The 23,477-nt window shown below is 63.5% G+C and carries 27 protein-coding genes; 6 read left to right on the top strand and 21 right to left on the bottom strand.

Annotation, left to right across the window (positions count from 1 at the left end):
- Positions 1–6: 6 nt before the first annotated feature.
- Genes AWB75_RS01910 through AWB75_RS01900 form a run of 3 tightly spaced genes read right to left on the bottom strand, consistent with a single transcriptional unit; the run spans position 7 to position 2,556 of the window.
- Positions 7–1,116 (bottom strand): COX15/CtaA family protein, encoded by a 1,110-nt coding sequence (locus tag AWB75_RS01910; RefSeq protein WP_061122360.1) that lies wholly within the window; start codon positions 1,114–1,116, stop codon positions 7–9.
- A 22-nt stretch (positions 1,117–1,138) separates the two neighbouring features.
- The gene (locus AWB75_RS01905) at positions 1,139–1,792 is read right to left on the bottom strand and encodes an SCO family protein (RefSeq protein ID WP_061122359.1); all 654 of its coding nucleotides are present in this window, start codon (positions 1,790–1,792) and stop codon (positions 1,139–1,141) included.
- Between the two features lie 29 nt (positions 1,793–1,821).
- Positions 1,822–2,556, bottom strand: coding sequence for an SURF1 family protein (locus AWB75_RS01900; protein ID WP_061122358.1), 735 nt, complete (start codon positions 2,554–2,556; stop codon positions 1,822–1,824).
- 113 nt (positions 2,557–2,669) lie between these two features.
- Here AWB75_RS01900 and AWB75_RS01895 point away from each other — a divergent pair, with 113 nt between their 5' ends.
- Entirely contained in the window at positions 2,670–2,879 is a 210-nt protein-coding gene (locus AWB75_RS01895; RefSeq protein ID WP_061122357.1) for a twin transmembrane helix small protein, read from the top strand.
- A gap of 221 nt (positions 2,880–3,100) precedes the next feature.
- Here the strand turns inward: AWB75_RS01895 and AWB75_RS01890 are convergent, their stop codons facing one another.
- From AWB75_RS01890 to AWB75_RS01855, 8 genes are all read right to left on the bottom strand, one after another.
- A complete protein-coding gene (locus tag AWB75_RS01890) occupies positions 3,101–3,958 on the bottom strand; it encodes a cytochrome c oxidase subunit 3 (RefSeq protein WP_061122356.1) in 858 nt (285 codons plus the stop codon).
- Between the two features lie 67 nt (positions 3,959–4,025).
- Positions 4,026–4,226: a DUF2970 domain-containing protein gene (locus AWB75_RS01885; protein ID WP_061122355.1), complete on the bottom strand. Its 201-nt coding sequence runs from the start codon at positions 4,224–4,226 to the stop codon at positions 4,026–4,028.
- Positions 4,227–4,228: 2 nt separating this feature from the next.
- Complete coding sequence (locus AWB75_RS01880; RefSeq protein ID WP_087038977.1) at positions 4,229–4,795, bottom strand: cytochrome c oxidase assembly protein; 567 nt, start codon at positions 4,793–4,795, stop codon at positions 4,229–4,231.
- Between the two features lie 9 nt (positions 4,796–4,804).
- Positions 4,805–4,945: a cytochrome oxidase small assembly protein gene (locus AWB75_RS38335; protein WP_087038976.1), complete on the bottom strand. Its 141-nt coding sequence runs from the start codon at positions 4,943–4,945 to the stop codon at positions 4,805–4,807.
- A gap of 63 nt (positions 4,946–5,008) precedes the next feature.
- Positions 5,009–6,622 carry a cytochrome c oxidase subunit I gene (gene ctaD, locus AWB75_RS01870; protein WP_061122453.1) on the bottom strand — a complete coding sequence of 538 codons (1,614 nt, stop codon included), beginning with the start codon at positions 6,620–6,622 and terminating at the stop codon, positions 5,009–5,011.
- A 98-nt stretch (positions 6,623–6,720) separates the two neighbouring features.
- Positions 6,721–8,358: a cytochrome c oxidase subunit II gene (gene coxB / locus AWB75_RS01865; protein WP_061122353.1), complete on the bottom strand. Its 1,638-nt coding sequence runs from the start codon at positions 8,356–8,358 to the stop codon at positions 6,721–6,723.
- A gap of 45 nt (positions 8,359–8,403) precedes the next feature.
- The gene (locus AWB75_RS01860) at positions 8,404–8,877 is read right to left on the bottom strand and encodes a DUF2244 domain-containing protein (protein WP_061122352.1); all 474 of its coding nucleotides are present in this window, start codon (positions 8,875–8,877) and stop codon (positions 8,404–8,406) included.
- A gap of 232 nt (positions 8,878–9,109) precedes the next feature.
- Positions 9,110–10,090, bottom strand: a complete 981-nt coding sequence (locus AWB75_RS01855) for a methyltransferase domain-containing protein (RefSeq protein WP_061122351.1) — start codon at positions 10,088–10,090, stop codon at positions 9,110–9,112.
- A 151-nt stretch (positions 10,091–10,241) separates the two neighbouring features.
- On the opposite strand from AWB75_RS01855, the gene AWB75_RS01850 reads away from it, so the two are divergent.
- Together AWB75_RS01850 and trmL are read left to right on the top strand one after the other, a co-directional pair.
- On the top strand, positions 10,242–11,027 hold the full coding sequence (locus tag AWB75_RS01850; RefSeq protein WP_061122350.1) for a phosphoribosyltransferase family protein: 786 nt from the start codon (positions 10,242–10,244) through the stop codon (positions 11,025–11,027).
- Positions 11,028–11,049: 22 nt separating this feature from the next.
- Positions 11,050–11,520 carry a tRNA (uridine(34)/cytosine(34)/5-carboxymethylaminomethyluridine(34)-2'-O)-methyltransferase TrmL gene (gene trmL / locus AWB75_RS01845; RefSeq protein ID WP_061122349.1) on the top strand — a complete coding sequence of 157 codons (471 nt, stop codon included), beginning with the start codon at positions 11,050–11,052 and terminating at the stop codon, positions 11,518–11,520.
- Here trmL and AWB75_RS01840 read toward each other — a convergent pair.
- From AWB75_RS01840 to AWB75_RS01820, 5 genes are all read right to left on the bottom strand, one after another.
- Positions 11,493–12,032, bottom strand: coding sequence for an O-acetyl-ADP-ribose deacetylase (locus tag AWB75_RS01840; protein ID WP_061122348.1), 540 nt, complete (start codon positions 12,030–12,032; stop codon positions 11,493–11,495). The genes trmL and AWB75_RS01840 overlap by 28 nt on opposite strands.
- 28 nt (positions 12,033–12,060) lie before the next feature.
- Positions 12,061–13,059, bottom strand: coding sequence for an NAD(P)H-dependent glycerol-3-phosphate dehydrogenase (locus AWB75_RS01835; RefSeq protein WP_061122347.1), 999 nt, complete (start codon positions 13,057–13,059; stop codon positions 12,061–12,063).
- Positions 13,060–13,092: 33 nt separating this feature from the next.
- Positions 13,093–13,563, bottom strand: coding sequence for a protein-export chaperone SecB (gene secB / locus AWB75_RS01830; protein ID WP_061122346.1), 471 nt, complete (start codon positions 13,561–13,563; stop codon positions 13,093–13,095).
- Between the two features lie 68 nt (positions 13,564–13,631).
- Complete coding sequence (gene grxC, locus AWB75_RS01825; RefSeq protein WP_061122345.1) at positions 13,632–13,892, bottom strand: glutaredoxin 3; 261 nt, start codon at positions 13,890–13,892, stop codon at positions 13,632–13,634.
- Positions 13,889–14,314: a rhodanese-like domain-containing protein gene (locus AWB75_RS01820; protein WP_061122344.1), complete on the bottom strand. Its 426-nt coding sequence runs from the start codon at positions 14,312–14,314 to the stop codon at positions 13,889–13,891. The genes grxC and AWB75_RS01820 overlap by 4 nt, the downstream gene beginning before the upstream one ends.
- A gap of 183 nt (positions 14,315–14,497) precedes the next feature.
- Between AWB75_RS01820 and gpmA the strand changes: the two genes are divergently transcribed.
- The 3 genes from gpmA (at position 14,498) to AWB75_RS01805 (ending at position 17,927) form a co-directional block, all read left to right on the top strand.
- Positions 14,498–15,244: a 2,3-diphosphoglycerate-dependent phosphoglycerate mutase gene (gene gpmA, locus AWB75_RS01815; RefSeq protein WP_061122343.1), complete on the top strand. Its 747-nt coding sequence runs from the start codon at positions 14,498–14,500 to the stop codon at positions 15,242–15,244.
- A 238-nt stretch (positions 15,245–15,482) separates the two neighbouring features.
- Complete coding sequence (locus tag AWB75_RS01810) at positions 15,483–17,066, top strand: S41 family peptidase (RefSeq protein ID WP_061122342.1); 1,584 nt, start codon at positions 15,483–15,485, stop codon at positions 17,064–17,066.
- A 102-nt stretch (positions 17,067–17,168) separates the two neighbouring features.
- Complete coding sequence (locus AWB75_RS01805; protein WP_061122341.1) at positions 17,169–17,927, top strand: HesA/MoeB/ThiF family protein; 759 nt, start codon at positions 17,169–17,171, stop codon at positions 17,925–17,927.
- 11 nt (positions 17,928–17,938) lie between these two features.
- On the opposite strand, the gene ptsP is transcribed toward AWB75_RS01805, so the two are convergent.
- The 5 genes from ptsP to gshA form a co-directional block, all read right to left on the bottom strand.
- Entirely contained in the window at positions 17,939–19,699 is a 1,761-nt protein-coding gene (gene ptsP / locus AWB75_RS01800; protein ID WP_200822912.1) for a phosphoenolpyruvate--protein phosphotransferase, read from the bottom strand.
- A gap of 212 nt (positions 19,700–19,911) precedes the next feature.
- On the bottom strand, positions 19,912–20,181 hold the full coding sequence (locus tag AWB75_RS01795) for an HPr family phosphocarrier protein (protein ID WP_061122339.1): 270 nt from the start codon (positions 20,179–20,181) through the stop codon (positions 19,912–19,914).
- Positions 20,182–20,218: 37 nt separating this feature from the next.
- Positions 20,219–20,710 carry a PTS sugar transporter subunit IIA gene (locus AWB75_RS01790; RefSeq protein WP_061122338.1) on the bottom strand — a complete coding sequence of 164 codons (492 nt, stop codon included), beginning with the start codon at positions 20,708–20,710 and terminating at the stop codon, positions 20,219–20,221.
- Between the two features lie 265 nt (positions 20,711–20,975).
- Positions 20,976–21,932, bottom strand: coding sequence for a glutathione synthase (gshB, locus tag AWB75_RS01785; RefSeq protein ID WP_061122337.1), 957 nt, complete (start codon positions 21,930–21,932; stop codon positions 20,976–20,978).
- Between the two features lie 62 nt (positions 21,933–21,994).
- Positions 21,995–23,284 carry a glutamate--cysteine ligase gene (gshA, locus tag AWB75_RS01780; RefSeq protein WP_061122336.1) on the bottom strand — a complete coding sequence of 430 codons (1,290 nt, stop codon included), beginning with the start codon at positions 23,282–23,284 and terminating at the stop codon, positions 21,995–21,997.
- Positions 23,285–23,477 lie beyond the last annotated feature (193 nt).

Raw genomic sequence — 23,477 nt, 5'->3', positions numbered from 1 at the left:
GTGGAGTCACGCTGAAACGACGTCGCGCGCGGGAACTGCGGCGCGGCCGGGACGGCTTGAAGAGATTCGAAAGTTTAGCATAACGAGTAGCAGCAACAGGATCGCAGCCCCGCCGTTGTGGGCCACGGCGACCGGCAGCGGCCATTGCAGCACGATGTTCGACATGCCCGTCAGGAACTGGATCACGATCATCAACAATACGCCATTCGCGGGCTTGCGCAGCGATTCGAATCGTCGCAGCCGCGAGGCGAGCCAGAGCAGATACAGCACGACGACGACCGCGAACATGCGATGCGTCCAGTGGATCGCGACGAGCGCGTCCTGCGAGATCACGTCGCCATCGCCGGTCATTCCGAGCGCGCGCCACAGATGGAAGCCGTGCTCGAAGTTCATCGGCGGAATCCATTGGCCGTTGCACAGCGGGAAGTCCGTGCACGCAAGCACAGCGTAGTTCGTGCTGACCCAGCCGCCGAGCGCCACCTGCACGATGAGCAGCAGCAAGCCGAATGCCGCGGCGGGCATCCAGCGCGCGGCGGCGGAATCGAGCGCCGGAATCGGCGTCATGCGCGCCGCGAGCCAGCCGAGCACGCCGAGCAACGCGAGCCCGAGCAGCAGGTGAATCGTGACGATCACGGGTTGCAGCTTCAGCGTGACGGTCCACGCACCGAACGCGCCCTGCAACAGGATGAGCAGCAGAATGCCCGTCGGCCACCACGGCGACACGTGCAGCGGGCGCTTCTTGATGCGCGCCGTCCACGCGATGATCACCTGCGCGATGATCAGCACGCCGATCGCCATCGCGAAATAGCGGTGCAGCATTTCGATCCACGCCTTCACCATGCTGACGGGGCCCGTTGGCATCGCCTGATACGCGGCCGTGATCTGCGCATGCGCGATGAACGGCGACGACGTGCCATAACAACCTGGCCAGTCGGGACAGCCGAGGCCGGAATCGGTCAGGCGCGTGAAGCCGCCAAACATGATGAGATCGAGCGTCAGAAAGGTCGTCAGCCAGACGAGCTTTCTAAATTTATCGTCATCGGCCTTCACCCAGACATACGACAGCGGCAGCAGCGCGACGCAAATGCCGATCAGACCCAATTGCAGCAGAAACATATTCGCTTACCTCAACCCGCGTTTATCCGATTCGCGACCACTTCAGCAACTTCGCCACATCCGCGTTGATCTTCTTCGGATCGGGGTTCTTCGGGAAGCGCATCATCAGATTGCCGTTCGGATCGACGAGAAAGATGTGATCCGTGAGCTTCGTGCCGTCATCGACGGGCAACCACGCGGCAACCGACTTCTCGTCGGCGACCAGCATGCGCGTGTCAGGCTGCGGATAGGCGGTCTTGATGACATCGGAAACGGGCTTGTCATCGGTGCGCAGCCAGACGTTGACGACGCGCTCGCGCTCCCCCGATTGCAGCGCGCGCACCTGACGCATGAAGTAAAGGCGCGTCGCGCATTGCTCGTCGCAGTCGCTGCCGTTGACGATGACCATCAGCCATTTGCCTTCGAGCGACTTGAGCGGCAGGCTCTGCCCCTTTTCGTCGGTGACGACGAGTTGCGCGGGAATCGGCCGCTGCGGATCGATCAGCGTGCCATAGCTCGACGTGCCGCCCGCTGGCTTGAACACGTAGTACATCAGGTACGACGCGATCACCGGCGCGGCGCACACGAGCGCGAGCAGGATCAGCATCCATCGGCCGCTGATCCACGAACCTTTCGAGGGCATGGGTTGCCGGGTGCGCGTCTTGTCTGCGCCGGCGGTGGAGCGTTGTGATTGCATCGGTAGAACTGCCTCTGTTCGGTCAAATTTCAGGCGTGGTGCTCGGCTTCGCCGTCGCTTGCTTCGCCTTTCTTCGCGGCGCGGCGCGCGGCGTACAAGCCGAACGCGACGGCGGCCGCGGCCATGCCCCACCACTGCAGCATGTAGCCGTAATTGCGCTCGACGCCGAGCGTCGGCGCGGGCCAGTCGCGCACGAGTCTGTCGCCGGTGTCGTTCGTCTGCTGGATCACGAACGGCTGGAGCGCGAGCCCGGTTTCCGCCGCATACGATTTGATGTCGACATTCTGGCGAATCCGCTCGTGCGCCGCCGATCCGCCGTGCCCCAACTCGTACGCCTGCGAAGCATTCGCGCGCGCAATGCCCTTCACCTCGACGACGCCCTTCGGCGTCTCGTAACGCTCGATGCCCGTGCGGTCCGCCAGGTTGCGCGGCAGCCAGCCGCGATTCACGAGCACGTAGCCGCCGCCCTCGAGTTTAAGCGGCATCACGACATAAAAGCCCGGCTGGTCGTTATACGGACGATTGTCCAGATACACGACGCGCTCCGGCATGAACTCCCCGCGCGCCTCGACGCGATGAAATTCGATCGACTTGAGCGGCAACGGCTCCATGCCGACCTCACGCGCGGGCGCGTTCTCGAACGCGGCGATCTGCGCGTTGAGCGCCTCCTTCTGATGCGCGCGGTCGCGCTGCCAGAAGCCGAGACGCACCGTCACCGCGACGACGATCAGAATCAGCAGCGTGGGCCAGAAGCGAATCTTCATATGCGCGGCATCCGCGGAGGCGCCGCACGGCGCATGGCGTCGAGTGAGATAATGAGATGATCCAAATTAATACTGCTCACCGTGGTTCCTGAGCACAATCGCTGGCTGGTTTCATGCACATCATCGTTGCTATTGCATTCATCCTGATCATCGGCAGCCTGGGGTCGGCGCTCTATTTCATGATGACCGACCGGGGCAGGACGAAGCGGATGGTGTGGTCACTCGCCATGCGCGTCGGGCTGTCCATTTCCCTCTTCCTCTTCATCCTGTTCGCGCACTGGATGGGCTGGATTCAATCGTCGGGCATCCCCATCGGACGCTGAGCCCGACGATAACCCGCCGCGCGGATTCTTCCCTACGAGACGAATTGTCGCGCCGCGGCACCTTCGCGCTTGCGCTTCGCCAATCGCCCCTTCAAACGACAACGCCGCCCTTTGGGACATCGAGGGCGGCGTGTTGGTCACTGCTTCTTTGCTCTCGGACCGGCGGCGTTGCCGGTCTTGCATCGCGGACGCGCAGCGCGCGCCCGTCTTCGATATTCCGCTTACAGCCAGTACACGACGACGTACAGACCCAGCCACACGACGTCGACGAAGTGCCAGTACCACGCGGCGCCTTCGAACGCGAAGTGATGCTCCGCCGTAAAGTGCCCCCGGATCAGCCGGAACATCACGACCGCCAGCATCGTGCCGCCCAGGAACACGTGGAAACCGTGGAAGCCGGTCAGCAGGAAGAACGTCGAGCCGTACACGCCGGAATTGAGCGTGAGGTTCAGCTCGTTGTACGCGTGGAAATATTCGTAGCCCTGGCAGAACAGGAAGATGATGCCGAGCAGAACCGTCGCGCCCAGCCAGATGATCGCCTTCTTGCGATGGTCTTCGCGCAGCGCGTGGTGCGCCACCGTCAGCGTCGCACCGGACGACAACAAGAGCGCCGTATTGATGGTCGGCAGCGGCCACGGCACCATCGCGCGGAAGTGACCGACGAGCGCAGCGGGGCCGTTGTTCGGCCACACGGCGGTGAAGTCCGGCCAGATCAGCTTGTAGTCGAGGCTGCCGAGCTGATGCATCGCGATCGCGCGCGCATAGAACAGCGCGCCGAAGAACGCGCCGAAGAACATCACTTCGGAGAAGATGAACCAGCTCATGCTCCAGCGGTACGACACGTCGACGCGCTTGCCGTACATTCCGCCTTCGGATTCGGAAATCGCGTCGCCGAACCAGTGCCACAGCACGAACAGCACGAACAGCAGGCCGATGAACGTGCCGGCCGGGCCCCAGGTGTGCCCGTTCACCCACATGGCCAGCGATGCGAGCATCACCAGCAGGCCGGTCGCGGCCATGACCGGATGCCGCGACGGATGCGGCACGAAATAGTACGGGCTCTCGTTTTGACCGCTCATTATTGATTCTCCACTTCGATCCAGTTGCTTGAGTTTTCTTTCGACGCTGATGTTTCCAGCGTTCCGTCTATCCCACTACCGCGCGCACGACCAGCAGCAACACGACGATGAACAACACCGCGCCGATGACGCCCGCCGCGATCAGATGCAGCGGATTGAGCTGCGCCGCATCGCTTTCGAGGTCGGCCCGGCGGCGCACGCCGAAAAACGACCAGAACACCGCTTTCACGAGCTTGAGAAAGCCGCCCTTCCCGCGCGGTTCGTTCATCGTCAGTTCGCCGCCTGCTTAGGCGCATCCAGTTCGAAGAACGTGTACGACAAGGTGATCGTCTTCACGTCCTTCGGCAGCTTCGGATCGACGACGAACACGACCGGCATGCGCTTCGTTTCCTTCGGTGCGAGCGTCTGCTGCGTGAAGCAGAAGCATTCGATCTTGTTGAAATACTCGGTGGCCTGCTTCGGCGCGTAGCTCGGGATGGCCTGCGCCTTCACCGTGCGGTTCTGCTCGTTGGTCACCTCGTACATCACCGTCGTCACTTCGCCGGGGTGCAGATCGAGACTGTGCTGCTCCGGCTTGAACTCCAGCGGGCCGCGCGCGTTCGCGTCGAATTCGATCGAAATCGTGCGGCTCATGTCGACCTGCGTGTTCTTCGCCTCGCGCGCGCTGACGTCGCGCTGCACGAGATTGTTGATGCCGGTGATCTCGCAGATCGCGCGATACATCGGCACCAGCGCGAAGCCGAAGCCGAACATCAGGGCGGCCACGACGAAGAGCTTCACCAGCATCGACCGGTTGAAGGACCGGTCGATATGCGAATTTTCCTGCGGAGTCGACACGTTGCTTTCCTACCCTCGCGACAACAGGTATTGCCTGACGACGATACCCAGAAAGAAGACGGCGGCAATCAACATCATGATGATTCCGAGCCGCTTGTTGCCCGCGCGTATCTCTTCGGGCGTGCGTCTTTTTTGTGGATCCGGGGCCATGCTTTCCTTGCTTTCTCGTTCGCGGGGCGTTCCCTCAACAGCCCCGCGAACCGGACAATCCGATTACTCGACCGTCGGCGGATTCTCGAACGTGTGGAACGGCGCCGGGCTCGGCACGGTCCATTCGAGACCTTCCGCGCCATCCCACGGCTTGTCGCCGGCCTTCTCGAGTTCGCCGCCGCCGCGATACGTCGGCAGCGCGACCGCGAACAGGAAGTACACCTGCGAAAGACCGAAGCCGAATGCGCCGATCGTCGCGACCTGGTTGAAGTCCGTGAACTGCGCCGGGTAGTCGGCATAGCGGCGCGGCATGCCCGCGAGACCCAGGAAGTGCATCGGGAAGAACGTGACGTTGAACGTGATCATCGACGCCCAGAAGTGGATCTTCCCGCGCATTTCGTTGTACATCCAGCCGGTCCACTTCGGCGCCCAGTAGTACCAGCCCGCGAACAGCGCGAAGAGCGATCCCGCCACCAGCACGTAGTGGAAGTGCGCCACCACGTAATAAGTGCCGTGCATCTGGATATCGAGCGGGGCCATCGACAGGATCAGGCCCGTGAAGCCGCCCATCGTGAACACGAACAGGAAGCCGATCGCGAACAACATCGGGGTTTCGAAGGAGAGCGCGCCGCGCCACATCGTCGCCACCCAGTTGAACACCTTCACGCCCGTTGGGACCGCGATCAGCATGGTCGCGTACATGAAGAACAACTGGCCCGTCACTGGCATGCCCGTCGCGAACATGTGGTGCGCCCACACCATGAACGACAGAATCGCGATCGATGCGGTTGCGTACACCATCGAGCTATAGCCGAACAGCGGTTTGCGCGAGAACGCCGGAATCACCTGCGACACGATCCCGAACGCCGGCAAGATCATGATGTACACCTCGGGGTGACCGAAGAACCAGAAGATGTGCTGGTACATGACCGGATCGCCGCCGCCCGCCGCGTTGAAGAACGACGTGCCGAAGTGACGGTCGAAGAGCACCATCGTGATCGCGCCGGCCAGAACCGGCATCACGGCGATCAGCAGATACGCGGTGATGAGCCATGTCCACGCGAACATCGGCATCTTCATGAGCGTCATGCCCGGCGCGCGCATGTTCAAAATCGTCACGACGATGTTGATGCCGCCCATGATCGACGACGCACCCATGATGTGGACCGCGAAAATCGCGAAGTCCATGCCCGGGCCCATCTGCGTGGAAAGCGGTGCGTAGAGCGTCCAGCCCGCGGCGGTTGCGCCGCCCGGCACGAAGAACGAGCCGACGAGCAGCACGGCGGCGGCCGGCAGCAGCCAGAAGCTGAAGTTGTTCATGCGCGCGAACGCCATGTCCGATGCGCCGATCTGCAGCGGCACCATCCAGTTCGCGAAGCCGACGAACGCCGGCATGATCGCGCCGAACACCATGATGAGGCCGTGCATGGTGGTCAGCTGATTGAAGAACTCGGGACGCATGATCTGCAGGCCCGGCTCGAACAGCTCGGCACGAATGCCGAGCGCCATCACGCCTCCGGAGAGGAACATGATGAAGGAGAACAGCAGGTACAGCGTACCGATGTCCTTGTGGTTGGTGGCGAGCAGCCACCGGCGCCAGCCATGCGGCACATGGTGCGCATGGTCGTCGTGCGCGTGGTCGTGGCCTGCGCCTACATCGTGTCCGATGCTAGACATGACAATCATCTCCTAAAGCGAATACTCGGGGCACTTGGCTTTCCCACCTGCTCTTCCGTTGCATCCCGTGTGCGAAGGAAGAGCGGTCGTGAGTCACGTCAAGCAGCCGGACTGATTTCTACGCGGCGTGCTTCCTTCGCATCCGTGCCGCCCGTGACCGACTCGGGCTTCTTCAACACGATGTGATCTTCCGGAACGCCTGCTGCCTTCAGCGCATCGCGCACGGCTTGCGCGCGGCGCTTGGCGAGATCGGCGTTCAGGCCGGCGCCGCCGGTCGCGTCCGTGAAGCCCGACAGCGCGAGCTTCGCGTCCGGGTGGGCCTTCACGTAAGCGGCCGCAGCTTGCACGGCGTTGCTGGCGTCGGCGGGCAGCGAATCCTTGCCCGTCTCGAAATAGATGCTGGCGGGGAGGCCGGCTGCCGGCGCCGCTGTCTGCGTCGCGCCTTGCGGCGCTTGCGCACCCGATGCAGCCGGCGCCCTGGCTTCCGCGGCCACGGGCGCGGCGCTCGCCGCTTCAGGCGCCGATGCCGCCGCCGAGGTGCCGCCGCCTTGCGGCATCTTGCCCGCTTTGGCGTCGATGACTTGCTTCGGCTGGAGCAGGTCGCCGGTATGGTTGCTCCAGTTGTTGCGTTCGAACGTGACGACCGATGCGATCTCGACGTCGTTCAGCATGCCCTGCCACGGCGGCATCGCGCCCTTGCCGTGCAGCACGATGTTCAGGTGATCGGCAATCGAGCCGGTTGCGATCTTCGAGCCGTCGAGCGCCGGAAACTGGCCCGCGCCCTTGCCGGTCGGCTGGTGGCAGACCGCGCAGTTCGACGTGTAGACCTGCTGGCCGCGCGCCATCAGCTCCTGCTTCGTGTAGGTCTTGAGCGGATCGTCCTGACCTGCGGCCATCTTCTTCTTTTGCGCGTCGACCCACTTCGCGTAGTCGTCAGCCGACAGCACTTCGACGACGACCGGCATGTACGCGTGCTCCTTGCCGCACAGTTCCGTACAGAAGCCGCGGTACGTGCCCACCTTTTCGGCCTTGAACCACGTGTCGCGCACGAAGCCCGGAATCGCGTCCTGCTTCACGCCGAACGCCGGGACGTACCACGAGTGCACGACGTCGTTCGCCGTCGTGATTACGCGGATCTTCTTGTCGACCGGCACGACGAGCGGGTTGTCGACTTCCTGCAGATAGAGATTCGAGATCGGCTTCTGGCCGTTCGTTTCGCTGCGCGGCGTGGAGAGCGTCGACAGTAAGCTGATGCCCTCACCCGGACCCTTCACGTAGTCGTAGCCCCACTTCCACTGATAACCCGTGACCTTCACGGTGAGATCGGCGTTGCTCGTGTCCTTCATCGCGACCACGGCTTTCGTTGCCGGCAGCGCCATCAGAATGACGATGACGAACGGCACGATCGTCCAGATGATTTCGACCGTGGTGCTTTCGTGGAAATTGGCCGGCTTGAAGCCCTTCGACTTGCGATGCTTGAAGAGCGAATAGAACATCACCCCGAACACGCCGATGAAGATGACGGTACAGATGATGAGCATGAAGATATGGAGGCCGTAGAGCTCCTCGGCGATCTTCGTCACAGGCTGCTGGAAGTTGATCTCGTTCACACGAGGACCGCCAGGAGCGTCGCTGACCGCCAGGGCCACGCCGGCGTTGAGCAGTGCGCCTGCCGCCAGCACGCCCGAGAGGGCTCGCTTGATTGTTTTCATAGCATCCTTACCCAAATTTTCCATTCAAACCCTCGACCCCCCGTTACATCGCGCGAGCGCCGGCTCCTCTCAAAGACGTCTCAATGACGCCTGCAACTCGGCTGCAAATTGCTCGCGACGATGCTGGGCAAGGTGTTGTCCGATTTTCACCGATTGACCGCGCGATACGATCGTGAGCGGCTCTCTCGGTGTCGCGCCCGCTTCGACCCGCACCCAGCGCGGGTTGAACTCGAACTGCGTCAGCACTTCGGCGTCCATCTGTTCGATCAACAACCGGTTTCGATACAGCCGGATCCGTTCGTAGTCGACAGCATGGCGTGCGTAAATCACGAACGCGATGCCCACGACCGCCAACTCGACTCCGGTGAACGGCAGCACCAGCCAGGCGCCGTTCAGGAACAGCGGCGTTGCGATTGCCAGCGAAAACAAGGCAAGCGACAGGTAAACGCCCACGAACTGACGCGGCGACACCGAGCAGTTTCGCTTCATCAGCCAGTCTCCGATTACCGGCTCGGACTCCGTCAGCGTTTGACTGGCCTGCATCGCTGTCTCCGTCAATCCGCACGCAATCACACACTTTTGCTCGGATTTCACCCAGAATTGTGTCAGTCCGGGCGACAAACTGACGCATTATAGGCGTCTTGGGTGGCATCCACAAGCAAGGGTCGTAACGTCTCAAAGCCAAGCGGCACAAGCTTCTGCGCCCTTTTGACGCACCTTTTTGCGCGCTTTTTTCGCGCAAATCTCAGACATAACAACCGCGCTCTTTACCCCATCAACGTTTCGGTTTTGAGCCTCGTCCGATATCTTCCAGCCGCACGATGCCGTGTCCTTCGGCCGTCATGCGCGGCACCGCTTTCCACGCGTGGCCGTAGATCACCTCGAAGGTCAGGGCAATGGTGCCGTCGTCGCCGCGCAGCGCTTCCAGTGCACGATGAACCGCTTCGCGCATGGCTTTCGCGTCGGCGCGACCCGCCTCGAATGCACGCTCGGACGGATACGCGCCCCAGCGCGTCACGTCGGCGAGAAGCGATTCGGGTGATTTGTATGTGATCGTCAGGACTTCCTGGTCCATGACCGGAATTTCAAAGCCGCTTTCAACGAGCATGTCGCCGAGATCGTGCATGTCGACGAAATCGATCGCGTGCGGCACGGGCGCAAGGCCAAGCGCGCGCTCGGCTTCGCGATACGCGGCTCTGAGTTCGCGCAGCGTGTCAGGGCCGAACGTGCTGAACATCAAGAGGCCATTCACCTTGAGCACGCGCTGCCATTCGGGGAAAACGAGGTCGGGGCGCACATGCCAGTGCAGCGCGAGATTCGACCACAGCAATTCGAACGCGTCCGAGGCAAACGGCAGCGCGGAGAAATCCGCCTGCGCGAGTTGCGGACCGCGCGCACCGAACGCCTTCGCGAGCGTCGACGGAAGAAAACGGCGCCAGCCTGCGCCGCTCTCGGTATCCACGGATTCGGCGGCGCGGGCGCGCGCGAGCATCGCGGACGAAATATCGACGCCGATCACCGATGCCTCGGCGAAGCGCTCCCGCAGACCGCCCAGGTCCGCCCCGACGCCGCACGCCGCATCGAGGACGCGCAGCGGCGCGACCTTGATGTATTCGAGCCGTTCGCGCATGCGCTGCGCGATTTCGCGCGGCAGGAAAGCGACGTCGTCGAAGGCGGCGGCGCGTCCGTCGAAGATCGCGCGCAGACGGCGCGGATCATAGGCCGGACGGCTAGTGTCGGGGGATGTCGGGGACATGTCGATCTTTTCGATGAGAGTGCGAAGTATACTCGGTCGTCTCGAAAACAACCCATACCAAGCGCTGATACGAGGCATAAACGCCTCCTGAGGCGCAACGATTGCGCGTGTTTAGCGCCTTGAGCCGTGATTTTTTCCGATCTTCGCCGTCATGAATGCCGACAGTATTCGTCTTCCGTTCCGACCGCCCATATCGTCGCGCGTACGTAGATTCGCATCAGCGATGCAACGGCTCGCCGATGTCGCTTTGCCGAGCCAGTGCGCCTTATGCGGCAATTTGTCGCAAGAGTTGCTATGCGAAGGCTGCGACGCGCAATACTGGAACGAGCCGCGCCTGCGCTGTGCGACCTGCGCGCTGCCGCTTGGCGCGTCGGACATGAGACGCGATCGCGATGACACGCGTGCGCATTGCGCCGCGTGCCTTGAATCGCCGCCCGCTTTCAACGACACGCTCGCGCTCGCCGACTATCGCGCGCCGCTCGATACGCTCGCCGTCGAGCTGAAATTTCGCGCACGGCTCGCCACGGGCGAGGCCTTCGCGCGGAATTTGCATGCGCTCTTCGAAGACAGCGATCTGCCCGTGCCCGACGTGATCGTGCCGGTGCCGCTCTCGCGCGCGCGGATCGTCGCGCGCGGCTATAACCAGGCGTGGGCGATCGCGCGCCCGCTCGCGCGCTCGATGGGCGTGCAGAGCGATGCGTCGATGGTTGCGCGGGTGAGGCATACGTCGGCGCAATCGCGGCTCGATCAGGATGCGCGCCGCCGCAATGTCGCGAGCGCGTTCTCGATTTCGGGCGATGTGCGCGGCAAGCATATCGGCGTCGTCGACGACGTGATGACCTCCGGCGCGACACTTGATGCCCTTGCACGAAAGCTCAAGCTTGCCGGCGCGCGGCGCGTCACCAATTTCGTGGCGCTGCGTACACCGAAGGATTAACCCTCTTTAACCACAGCACTTTATGTTCAACGTCGTACTCGTCGAACCCGAAATTCCGCCGAACACCGGCAACGTTATCCGCCTGTGCGCGAACACGGGCGCGCGGCTGCATCTGATCGAGCCGCTCGGCTTCCCGCTCGACGATGCGAAGTTGCGCCGCGCGGGTCTCGATTATCACGAGTACGCCGAAATGAACGTGCATGCGGACTGGGATGCCTTCATCGCGAAAGAAACGCCCGACGCCGCGCGGATGTTCGCGTTCACGACGCGCGGCTCGACGCCGTTCTTCGATCACGCGTTCCAGCCCGGCGACTGGTTCGTGTTCGGCGCGGAGACGCGCGGCCTCGCGAGTGACTTGCTGGAGCGCTTTCCGACCGGACAGCGCGTGCGCCTGCCGATGCGGCCGGGCAACCGCAGCCTGAATCTGTCGAATACGGTGGCGATCGTGACGTTCGAAGCGTGGCGTCAGGCGGGCTTCGAAGGCGGCGCTTGAGCCTTTGCCGCATCGAGCTCGGCTTGGTAGCGCGCAAGCATGCCGTCCTGAAAGCACGCGAAAATGACGCGCTCGATGGATGGCGTGGAAGGCAGCGTTTCGATGACCGTGCGCACCGCGATCGGCACGGCTTGCTCCACGGGGAAGTGATAGATGCCGCAACTGATCGCGGGAAACGCGATCGACGTGCAGCCCGCTTCTTCGGCGAGTTCGAGCGAGCGCCGGTAGCAACTCGCGAGCAGTTCGGGCTCGTGCTTCTTGCCGCCGCTCCAGCGCGGCCCCACCGCGTGAATCACGTGTTTCGCGGGGAGATCGTGGCCGCCGGTGATCTTCGCATCGCCGGTCTCGCACCCGCCGAGCGTCTCGCATTCGCGCAGCAGGCCTTTGCCCGCCTTGCGATGGATCGCACCGTCGACTCCGCCGCCACCGAGCAGCGACTTGTTCGCCGCGTTGACGATGGCGTCGACAGTGAGCGTCGTAATGTCGGCTTTCAGCGCTTCGAGCTTGGCCATCGCACACGCACCTCCGCGTAATTTGCTCTTACTCCGCTTTTGCGTCCCGATTGAGAAGCGCTTGCACCGCATCGCGCGGCGTCACGTTATCGAAGAGCACGCGGCATACCGCCTGCGTGATCGGCATGTCGATGCCCCGCGCTTGCGCGAGGGCCAGCACGGCGCGCGCGCAACGCACGCCTTCCGCGACATGGCCGAGCGCCGCGAGAATCTCGTTGAGCGTGCGTCCGCTCGCGAGCTGCATGCCGACGGTGCGGTTGCGCGACAGATCGCCCGTCGCGGTGAGGATGAGATCGCCCAGGCCGGTCAGCCCGGTGAAGGTTTCCGCGCGGCCGCCGAGCGCGACACCCAGCCGCGACATCTCCGCGAGCCCGCGCGTGATGAGCGCGGCGCGTGCGTTCAGGCCGAGGCCGAGGCCATCGGAGATGCCCGTTGCGATGGCGAGCACGTTTTTCACCGCGCCGCCCACTTCGACGCCGATCACGTCGTCGCCGGTATAGATGCGCATCGCGCCGTGATGGAACGCCGCGACCGTGCGCGCGGCCAGTTCCGACGACGCGCTCGCGACCGTCAGCGCAACCGGCAAGCCCTGCCCCACTTCGCGCGCGAAGCTCGGGCCGGACAACGTTCCGTTGCTGCGATGCGCCGGCAATTCGGCCGCGACGACTTCATTGGGGAGGCTTTGCGTGTCGGCCTCGAAGCCTTTGCACAGCCAGACGATATGCGCAGGCACGATGCCGGCCTGCCGCATCGCACGGCACAGTTCACGCAAGCCGGCGACTGGCGTGGCGACGACGCACAGCGCATCGTCCGCCGAGGCATGCGCGAGCGCCACGGCGAAATCCGTCTCGAAACCGAGCGCGGGCGGCAGCGTCACGCCTTCGAGATAGCGCGTGTTTTCGTGCGTGCGGGAGAGAAATTCGATGAGCGCGGCATCGCGCGCCCAGAGCTTCGTGTCGTGCCGGGTCGCGAGGTGGCCCGCAAGTGCGGTGCCCCACGCGCCGGCGCCGAGAACGGCTACTTTCATGCTCGGCTCCGGTCCGGCAGACTCAGGGGGAGGTTAGTGCGTCGCGCCGTTCGCCGCGCCTTCCTGCGCGCTCGCGAGCTGGGCGATGCGCTGCTCGTACAGCGCCTGGAAATTGATTTCCGCGAGGTGGATCGGCGGGAAACCGGCGCGCGTGATCGCGTCGGCGATATTCGAGCGCAGGTACGGGAACAGGATGGTCGGGCACGCAATGCCGACGAGCGGATCGATCTGCTCGGCCGGAATATTGCGGATATCGAAGATGCCTGCCTGCTTCGCTTCGATCAGGAACGCGACTTTCTCGGTGACCTTCGCCGTGACGGTGCCCGTAACCAGCACTTCGAAGACGCTCTCGGCGAGGCGGTCGGCTTTCACATCGACTTCGACTTCCACCGACGGCATTTCCTGCTCGAGGAAGATGGCGGGCGAGTTAGGCTGCTCGAGCGACATGTCCTTCAGGTAAATGCGCTGGATATTGAAAAACGGCTGATTGTTCTCGTCGGACATAATGATTTCCCAGGTGATTCGGTATGCGGCGCGCGCGAACACATTGAGCGCGCGCCGCGAGTGTATCTTCAGGCAGATTCGAGCAGCGGCACGAGCCCGCCTTTGCGGTCGAGTGCAGACAGATCGTCATAGCCGCCGACGTGCGTCTCGCCGATATAAACCTGCGGCACGGTGCGCCGGCCGGTGCGCGTCATCATCTCTTCGCGCCTGCCCGGTTCACGGTCGATCAGGATCTTCTCGATCGCTTCGACCCCGCGGGACTTTAGTAGACGTTCGGCCATCTGGCAATACGGGCACACGACCGTGCTGTACATGATGACTTTCTTCACTTGACTGCTCCTTGTTTTACCACCGGCATGCCTGCTTTTTGCCAGGCGTCTACCCCGCCCTGCAAAACGTGGACCTCGGCGTAGCCCGCCTCGGACACGGTGCGGCTCGCGCGCTGCGATTCCTGACCGGTTTGGCAAACGAGCACGACCGGATTGCTCTTATTCTTTGCGATCTGGCCGATTTTTGCTTGAAGCTCCGTCAATTCGATATTTCGTGCCGACGGCAGGTGCCCCTTCGCGAACTCCGCCGCGGGCCGCAGGTCGACGACCACGGCGTTGCGCCGGTTGATGAGCGTGGTGGCTTCGGCAGCGCTTACGCCGCCGCGTCCGCGCCGCATGACGGCAGGCCAAAGGAGCAGCGCGCCGGAAACCAGCGCGATGACGATGAGTGCGATATTCGTGTAATCAGTGAAAAACTTCACGTCGAGGGCCGCCGAAATTGAGTAGAAAAGGAAGAAAGGGAAATCAGGGCAATCGGGGCATTATAAAATAACCGTTTCCCGCGATGGCCTCTGCCGTCCGGCCGATGGCGGCGCCCCGCCCGCACGTGCAGGATGACGGGGCGCGATCGGCGCACCCGCTTTTCCAACTGACCGACCGACATCATGTACAAGCTAGTGCTCGTCCGCCACGGCGAATCGACGTGGAACAAGTCAAACCGCTTCACCGGCTGGGTCGACGTCGACCTGACCGAGCAGGGCAACCGCGAGGCGCGCCAGGCCGGCGTGCTGCTGAAGGAAGCGGGCTACCAGTTCGACATCGCCTATACGTCGGTGCTAAAGCGCGCGATCCGCACGCTGTGGCACGTGCAGGACGAGATGGACCAGATGTATATCCCGGTCGTGCATTCGTGGCGCCTGAACGAGCGGCACTACGGCGCGCTCGCGGGTCTGAACAAGGCGGAGACGGCCAAAAAATACGGCGACGATCAGGTGCTCGTCTGGCGCCGCAGCTACGACACGCCGCCGCCCGCGCTGGCACCGGACGACGAGCGCGCGTCGTACGGCGATCCGCGCTACGCGAACGTGCCGCGCGAGCAGTTGCCGCTCACCGAGTGCCTGAAAGATACGGTCGCGCGCGTGCTGCCGTTCTGGAACGAGTCGATCGCGCCGGCCATCAAGTCGGGCAAGCAGATCGTGATCTCGGCCCATGGCAACTCGATCCGCGCGCTCGTGAAGTATCTCGACAATATTTCCGATCAGGACATCGTCGGGCTGAACATCCCGAACGGCGTACCGCTCGTCTATGAACTCGACGAGAACCTGAAGCCCATCAAGCACTACTATCTGGGCGATCCGGAAGCCATCGCCGCTGCGCAGGCGGCTGTCGCCCAGCAGGGCAAAGCGGGCTGACACCCGTCTCGCGGGTCGGACGAGGGTGCCGTGAATAGGGCGCTTTCGTCGCCTATGGCGCGCGGCTGGCGGCGTGCTGGCGGTCTCGACAGGTTGTTCGCGATACCTGCGCAACCCTACGCTGCCGGTCGCCAAGCATCAGGCATTTAAGTTGCGTTTAAGTCGTCAATCTAGACGAGCAGGTATACTGGCCCGTCACACTTACGATGCAGCCCATCCGATTCCGACCGCACCTTCTATGCGAAAGAACCTGAAAAACTTCGGCCTGGTCGCCGTTGGCGTTGCTGCCGGCGCACTCGCAACCCTGCAGATCTCCGCGTCCGCCCAGCAAACCGCCTCCACGCCCCTGCCGCTCGAACAATTGCGGCTCTTCGCCGAAGTTTTCGGGCAAATCAAGCACGAATACGTCGAACCGGTCGACGACAAAAAGCTCCTCACCGCCGCCATCAAGGGCATGGTGTCGAGCCTCGACCCGCACTCGTCCTATCTCGACAAGACCGATTACGAAGAACTGCAGGAGCAGACCAAGGGCCGCTTCGCGGGCCTCGGTATCGAAATCTCGTCGGAAGACGGTCTCATCAAGGTGATCTCGCCGATCGAAGACACGCCCGCGTTCCGCGCCGGCATCCGTCCGGGCGACCTCATCACGCGCATCAACGACAAGCCCGTGCGCGGCATGACGCTCGACAAGGCCGTGAAGCAGATGCGCGGCGAGCCGGGCACAAAGGTCACGCTCACGATCTTCCGCAAGAGCGACGACCGCACGTTCCCGCTCACCGTGACGCGCGCCCTGATCCGCGTGCAGTCAGTGAAGATGAAGGTGCCGGAGCCGGGCTACGGCTACATCCGCATCACGAGCTTCCAGGAGCGCACGGTGCCGGACCTCGCCGCGAAGCTGCAGGACCTCGCGCGCCAGCAGCCGAACCTGAAAGGCCTGGTGCTCGACCTGCGCAACAACGGCGGCGGCCTCTTGCAGAGCGCGGTCGGCGTCGCGGGCGCCTTCCTGCCGGATAACTCGGTGGTCGTGTCGACCAATGGACAAATCGCGGACGCGAAGCAGACCTTCCGCGACACCTACGACAACTACCGCCTGCCGTCCTTCGATGCGGACCCGTTGAAGAGCGTGCCGGAAATCTTCAAGAAGGTGCCGATGGTCGTGCTGACCAACGCCTACTCGGCGTCGGCGTCGGAGATCGTCGCGGGCGCGCTGCAGGATCATCATCGCGCGCTGATCGTCGGCAAGACGACCTTCGGCAAGGGCTCGGTGCAGACTGTCCGCCCGATGACCGCCGAGAGCGCCCTGCGCCTGACCACGGCCTATTACTACACGCCGAGCGGCAAGTCGATTCAGAACCAGGGCGTGCGCCCGGACGTTCCGGTGGATCAATATGCGGACGGCGATCCGGACGACGCGCTCGTCACGCGCGAAGTCGATTACTCGAATCACCTCGCGAACACGCAGGACCCGAACGAGAAGAAGGAGCAGGAGCAGCGCGAAGCGGATCGCCTGGAACAACTGCGCATTCTCGAGGAGCAGAACGACAAGAAGACGCCCGAGCAGCGCCGCAAGGATCGCGAGCGCAAGCCGGTCGAATTCGGCAGCACCGACGACTTCATGTTGCAGCAGGGGCTGAACAAGCTCGAAGGCAAGCAGGTCGTCGAGTCGAAGTCGTACAGCGAACGCAAGCTCGCGCAAAACAAGCCAGCGCGTTCGGCGTCCGCGCCGGTCGTCGCGCCGCCGGCGCTGCCGGCCACGCCGGGCTCATCGCCGGCGTCGGGCGCGCAACCGGCTTCGGCGCCGACCGCGCAGCAGACGAAGTAATCTGCCTGTCGTTCCTGCAAGGGCTTCGCAGCATGACGCTGCGAAGCCTTTTGTCTTTTACGCGCTTAGAATGCTTCGTTCCAGCAAGCGCTTCTCTTCGCGATGAACGACGACCAACTCCTTCGCTATTCCCGCCATATCCTCGTCGATGAAATCGGCATCGAGGCGCAGCAGCGCTTTCTCGATGCCCACGCGATCATCGTCGGAGCGGGCGGTCTCGGCGCGCCCGCCGCGATGTATCTCGCGGCATCGGGCGTCGGGAAGATCACGCTGGTCGACGGCGATACCGTCGATCTCACGAATCTGCAGCGGCAGATCGTGCACATGACGCGGTCGGTCGGTGCGCCCAAGGTGACATCGGCGCGCGAGACCTTGAGTGCGCTGAATCCGGATATCGTCATCGAAGCGGTCAATGCGCGCGCGGACGCGAAGTGGCTCGATGAAAACGTCCCGCAAGCGGCTGTCGTGCTCGATTGCAGCGACAACTTCGCGACGCGTCACGCGATCAACGCCGCGTGCGTCGCGCATGGCGTACCGCTCGTGTCGGGCGCGGCCTTGCGCTTCGACGGGCAGATCAGCACGTTCGATTTCCGTTCGCCGGACTCGCCCTGCTACGCGTGCGTGTTTCCGCCGGATCAGCCGTTCGAGGAAGTCGCCTGCTCTACGATGGGCGTGTTCGCGCCGACCGTTGGCATCATCGGCGCGATGCAGGCGGCGGAAGCGCTGCGCGTGATCGGCGGCTTCGGCGAGACACTTGGCGGTCGCCTGATGATGCTCGACTCGCTGCGCATGGAATGGAACACGATGAGAATCGCGCGCCAGCCGGATTGCCCGGTCTGCGGCGCGCGCGGCGTGAAATGAAGCGAGCCGAATCAGGCCTTCTGCAACGCGGCGAGCGCCGCTTCGAGCTCCGCGGGTTCGTAGGCGGCGAGCACGTCCGCGACGGGCTTCTCTAGCGCCTTCAGGCTCGAACGCAGAATCTCCTGCTTCACGACGAGCAACTGGCTCGGATGCATCGAAAACTCGGTGAGCCCGAGTCCGAGCAAGAGGCGCGTGACGGCGGGATCGCCCGCCATTTCCCCACACACCGACACCGGCACGCCCGCGCGCTTCGCCTCGCGCAGCGTGAACGCGATCAGATTCAGCACAGCCGGATGCAGCGGATCGTACAGATGCGCGACGGCGTTATCGGCGCGATCTATCGCGAGCGTGTACTGGATCAGATCGTTCGTGCCGATCGACAGGAAATCGAGCCGGCTCAGGAACAGCCGCACCGCGATGGCCGCCGCGGGAATCTCGATCATCGCGCCGACCTGAATCTGGCGATCGTAGGCGACGCCCTCTTCGTCGAGCTGGCGCTTCGCCTCGCGGATCAGATCGAGCGTCTGATCGATTTCCTGCGCGTGCGCGAGCATCGGAATCAGGATCTTGGTCGCGCCGAACGCCGACGCGCGCAGAATCGCGCGCAACTGCGTGATGAACATCTGCGGCTCGGACAGGCTCCAGCGAATCGCGCGCAGGCCGAGCGCCGGATTGGGCGCGGTCTCGTAGCCGTCGCCGCCGGTCATGGAATCGAGCGGCTTGTCCGCGCCGACGTCGATCGTGCGGATCGTCACCGGCTTGCCGTTCATCAGTTCGACCGCGCGCTTGTACGCCTCGAACTGCTCCTCTTCTTCCGGCAACTGATCCTTGTGATTCATGAAGAGGAATTCGGTACGGAACAGGCCCACGCCCATCGCGCCCGCTTCGACGGCGACCTGCGCGTCGTCCGGCAACTCGATGTTCGCGCACAGCTCGATCTTCGTGCCGCAGAGCGTTTGCGTCGGCGAGAACTTCAGGCGCTGGAGCTTGCGCTGCTCGAGCAGCTTCTCGCTCTGGCGGTATGAATATTCTTCGAGGACGATCGGCGCCGGATCGACGATCACGATGCCATGATCGCCGTCGACGATGATGAGATCGTTCTGACGAATCAGCACGCTCGCCTGCTGCACGCCGACGGACGCCGGAATGCCGAGACTGCGCGCCACGATCGCCGTGTGCGACGTGCGCCCGCCTAAGTCCGTCACGAAGCCCTTGAACGCCTGCGTCTTGAACTGGAGCATGTCCGCCGGCGCGATGTCGTGCGCGACGACGATCATCTCGTTGTGGCCGTTGCTCGCCGCCGTGTGCACGACGAGCGATGCGGCCGTCGGCGCGCCGGCAAGCGCCTTCAGCAAACGCTCGACGACCTGCTCGACGTCGGCCTTGCGTTCGCGCAGATACTCGTCCTCGATTTCGTCGAAGTAGCCGCCGAGAATTTCGAGCTGTTCGGTGAGCGCCCACTCCACGTTGTAGCGGCGCGTACGAATGAGATCGATGGTTTCCTGAACGAGCATGGCGTCGTTCAGGATCATCATATGGACATTGATGAACGCGCCCATTTCACTGGGCGCATCGGCGGACAGGTCTTCGCGCAGCGCTTCGAGTTCCGCGAGCACGGCCGCCTGCGCCGCGTGAAACCGGGCGATTTCCGCGTCGATCTGATCAGGTTCGATCAGGTAATGGTCTACGTCGAGCGCCGCCGGCGCGATCAGATACGCGCGCCCAATGGCGATGCCGCGCGAGACGGGAATTCCATGCAGCGTGAAGGACACGCGCACCTCCTCTAGTTTTGATTGTCGCGGTCTCTCGAGCCCCCTCGGCGGGCGCAACCGCGCGTCCATTATAAATTCGAATCCTTCGATGAGTCCCTGAACACCCGGTCACGACAGGGCCGGGACGGTTGCCCGAAGTCAACGAAATCGGAGGCGAAAAAAAGCCGCGTCGATGCGCGGCTTTTCACGGGCCCAATACGGCGACGAAGCGCTTACTGCCCTTCCCCGAATTTATCGGCGATGAGCGCGAGCATTGCCTGCATGGCTTCGGCCTCGTCGGACCCTTCGGTTTCGATCGTCACCGAACTGCCGATGCCCGCCGCCAGCATCATCACGCCCATGATGCTCTTCGCGTTGATCCGGCGGCCGTTGCGGCTCATCCAGATTTCGCATTGAAAATTGCCCGCCAGTTGCGTGAGCTTCGCCGAAGCGCGTGCGTGGAGCCCCAGCTTGTTCACGATTGTTGTTTCTTGTTGCAGCATGATGCTCCGAAACGCTAGATGAATGAAATGAGCGGCGTCAGTGGCTGGCGGCCGCCTTGGCGCTCACGAGATCCGCGCTTGCCGAGCATGCGGGATCAGGCGAGCCGGCGGCTTTGGTGGCGAGCGCGCAGGGATTGAGCGGCGTGGACGAATCCAGTTCCTGAATGCCCTTCGAGCCGCCCTGAAGGATCTTTTCGGTGAGCGTGTCGAGCGGCGTCGCGCGGTAGCAGACGGCGCGCACGAGCATCGGCAGGTTGCAGCCGGCGAGCACGCGCACGTCGGCATCGCGCAGGCTCGCGGCGATATTCGCGGGCGTCGCGCCGAAGACGTCGGTCAGCACGATCGCGCCGTTGTCTTCCTTCAGGCGATCTATTTCGGAGCGCGCGAAGGCACGGACTTCGACGGGATCGCAGTCGGGCGTCACATCGATGACGCCGATGCGCGCGGGCAAGCCGCCGTAAATATGCGCGATGCACTCGCGTAGTGCGGTAGCGAAAGGTGCGTGCGCGATGATCAGGATGCCAGCCATGTCAGGATGTTGCCTCAAGCGACGATTTAGCGACAAAAATCAGACGATAACGCCCGATTCCGCTCGAAAGCGCGCGAGCGGCGCGGAACACAAAACTAACGTGGATGCCGCCCGGGCGGAAATCAACCGTCCTGCGGCTCAGTTACCCGACGAGTCTCGAGAGACGATTGCGCCCCCAAACCCCGTGCGCCGGGACATCAATTCTAACAGTCCCTTAGAAGTGAGTCTGACGCGACGCCGGGTGCCGTTCCGTGCGTCGGCAGACTCAGTGGGCCGCGCGTTCGAGCGCGTCGATGAACATGCCCGCGACGTCGAATCCGGTCTGATCCATGATCTCGCGGAAACAGGTCGGGCTCGTGACGTTGACTTCGGTCAGATAGTCGCCGATGGCGTCGAGCCCGGCCAGCAGCAGGCCGCGCGCCTGCAGCACAGGCCCGAGCGTTTCGGCGATTTCACGATCGCGCGCCGAGAGCGGCTGCGCACGGCCCAAGCCGCCCGCTGCGAGATTGCCGCGCACTTCGCTGCCCTGCGGAATGCGCGCGAGCGAATACGGCACGGGCTGGCCGCCGATCACGAGGATGCGCTTGTCGCCGTCCTTGATCTCGGGAATGAACTTCTGCGCCATCACCGTGCGCGCGCCGTCTTCCGACAGCATCTCGACGATCGAGCCGAGATTCATGCCGTCCGCCTTCACGCGGAACACGCCCATGCCGCCCATGCCGTCGAGGGGCTTCAGGATGACGTCGCCGTGTTCGGCGTGGAAAGCGCGCAGGCGCGCCGCGTCGCGCGTGACGAGCGTGGGCGTGACGAACTGCGGCCATTCCGCGATGGCGAGCTTCTCCGAGTGATCGCGGATTGCCTGCGGCTTGTTGAAGACGCGCGCGCCGTCGCGCTCGGCGATCTCCAGCAGCCAGGTGGCATTCACGTATTCCAGGTCGAACGGCGGGTCCTTGCGCATCAGCACGGCATCGAAATGCGTGAGCGGCAGATGCTCGGCCTGCTCCGCCGCGTACCACGGATTGCGGTCGCTGTTCGCCTCGTCGCCGACGATCGCGAAGCGCCGCACGCTCGCCTCGACCTTCGCGCCGGTCCACGCGAGATGCTGCGGCTCGCACGCGTAGAGCACGTGACCGCGCCGCGCGGCCTCGGCCATCATCGCGTAAGTCGTGTCCTTGTAGATCTTGAAGCGATCGAGCGGATCGGCGATAAAGAGGATGTTCATGGCAGTTTGCTAGTTCGGTGCGCGGCCTGCGAGCTTACCGCAAGCCGCGTTTTCACACCTGATCACACCTGAATGGCTTCAGGATCGGTCTTTTCGAGCTCGACCGACGCCGCCAGCAGCCCGAGCCGCGCCACCACGCCATACATGTAGAAGCGGTTCGGCGGCGCGGCGCCGGGCTTCGCGTGCGTGTCGGGCAGCGCCGTGTGCTCGAAACCGAGCGGCACGAAATGCATGCCCGGCGCATTGAGATTCTGGTCGCGTTCGCGCGACTCGTGCACGCGATAAAACCCGCCGACCACATACCGGTCGATCATGTACACCACCGGCTCGGCGACCGCATCCTCGACGCGCTCGAAGGTGTGCACGCCTTCCTGCACGATCACGTCGTGGACTTGCAGGCCTTCCTTCGCGTCGTTCATCTTCGTGCGCTCGCGCTTGGTCAGCGCGGCGACCTCGCTCGCGTCGTGCACGGTCATCACGCCCTTGCCGTAGGTGCCGGCGTCCGCCTTGATCACGACGTACGGACGCTCGCTGATGCCGTACTCGCGATATTTCTTCGCGATCTTCTTGAGCACGCCGTCGATGGCTTCCGCGAGCGCTTCCTCCCCCGTGCGCGCTTCGTAATCGACACCTTCGACGTGCGCGAAGTACGGATTCACCATCCACGGATCGATCTCGACCATCTTCGCGAACTTCTTCGCGACGTCGTCATAGCAGGCAAAATGCGTCGACTTGCGGCGCACGGCCCAGCCCGCGTGCAGCGGCGGCAGCAGATATTGCTCGTGCAGATTTTCCAGCACGGGCGGAATGCCGGCGGACAGATCGTTGTTCAGCAGGATCGAGCAGGGATCGAAGTTCTTGAGTCCGAGACGCCGCGGCGTGCGTTCGAGCGGCTCCAGCACGATCTTTTGTCCATCCGCGAGCGCGATGGTCACCGGGCCGTGAATGTTTTCGTCGAGCGTGCCGAAGCGCACGTGCAGCCCCGCCTGCCGCATGATCAGCGCGAGCCGCGCGACGTTTTCCAGATAGAAGGCGTTGCGCGTGTGGCGCTCGGGAATGACGAGCAGATTCTTCGCGTCGGGGCAGATCTTCTCGATGGACGCCATCGCCGCCTGCACCGCGAGCGGCAGCACTTCCTGCGGCAGATTGTTGAAGGCGCCTGGGAAGAGATTGGTGTCGACGGGCGCGAGCTTGAACCCCGCGTTGCGCAGGTCGACGGAACAGTAAAACGGCGGCGTGTGCTCTTGCCATTCGAGCCGGAACCACCGCTCGATAGCAGGCATGGCCTCGAGAATTTTCCGCTCGAGGTCGAGCAGCGGGCCACTTAACGCCGTAACTAAGTGCGGAACCATGAATTTCTCGCGAGCTTTGCGTGGGGCCAGCGCCGACTCTGGTCGACACCGGGAGGGAAAGATTGTAGAGCAATTGCTTTGCCTAACTGGGGATGAACCGCCAATCGACAAGGTTTCCCGGCCCTTGACGCACGGCGCTCGCGTGCGATTCCCTCTATTCGCGCGATACTTTCAGTCCCGCGCCCGGCGAAAT

It is taken from the genome of Caballeronia catudaia (genome assembly GCF_001544755.2).
Classification (GTDB): Bacteria; Pseudomonadota; Gammaproteobacteria; order Burkholderiales; family Burkholderiaceae; genus Caballeronia; species Caballeronia catudaia.
Note: the sequence above shows the minus strand (reverse complement) of the source record. Positions and strands in the feature narration are given on the sequence as shown.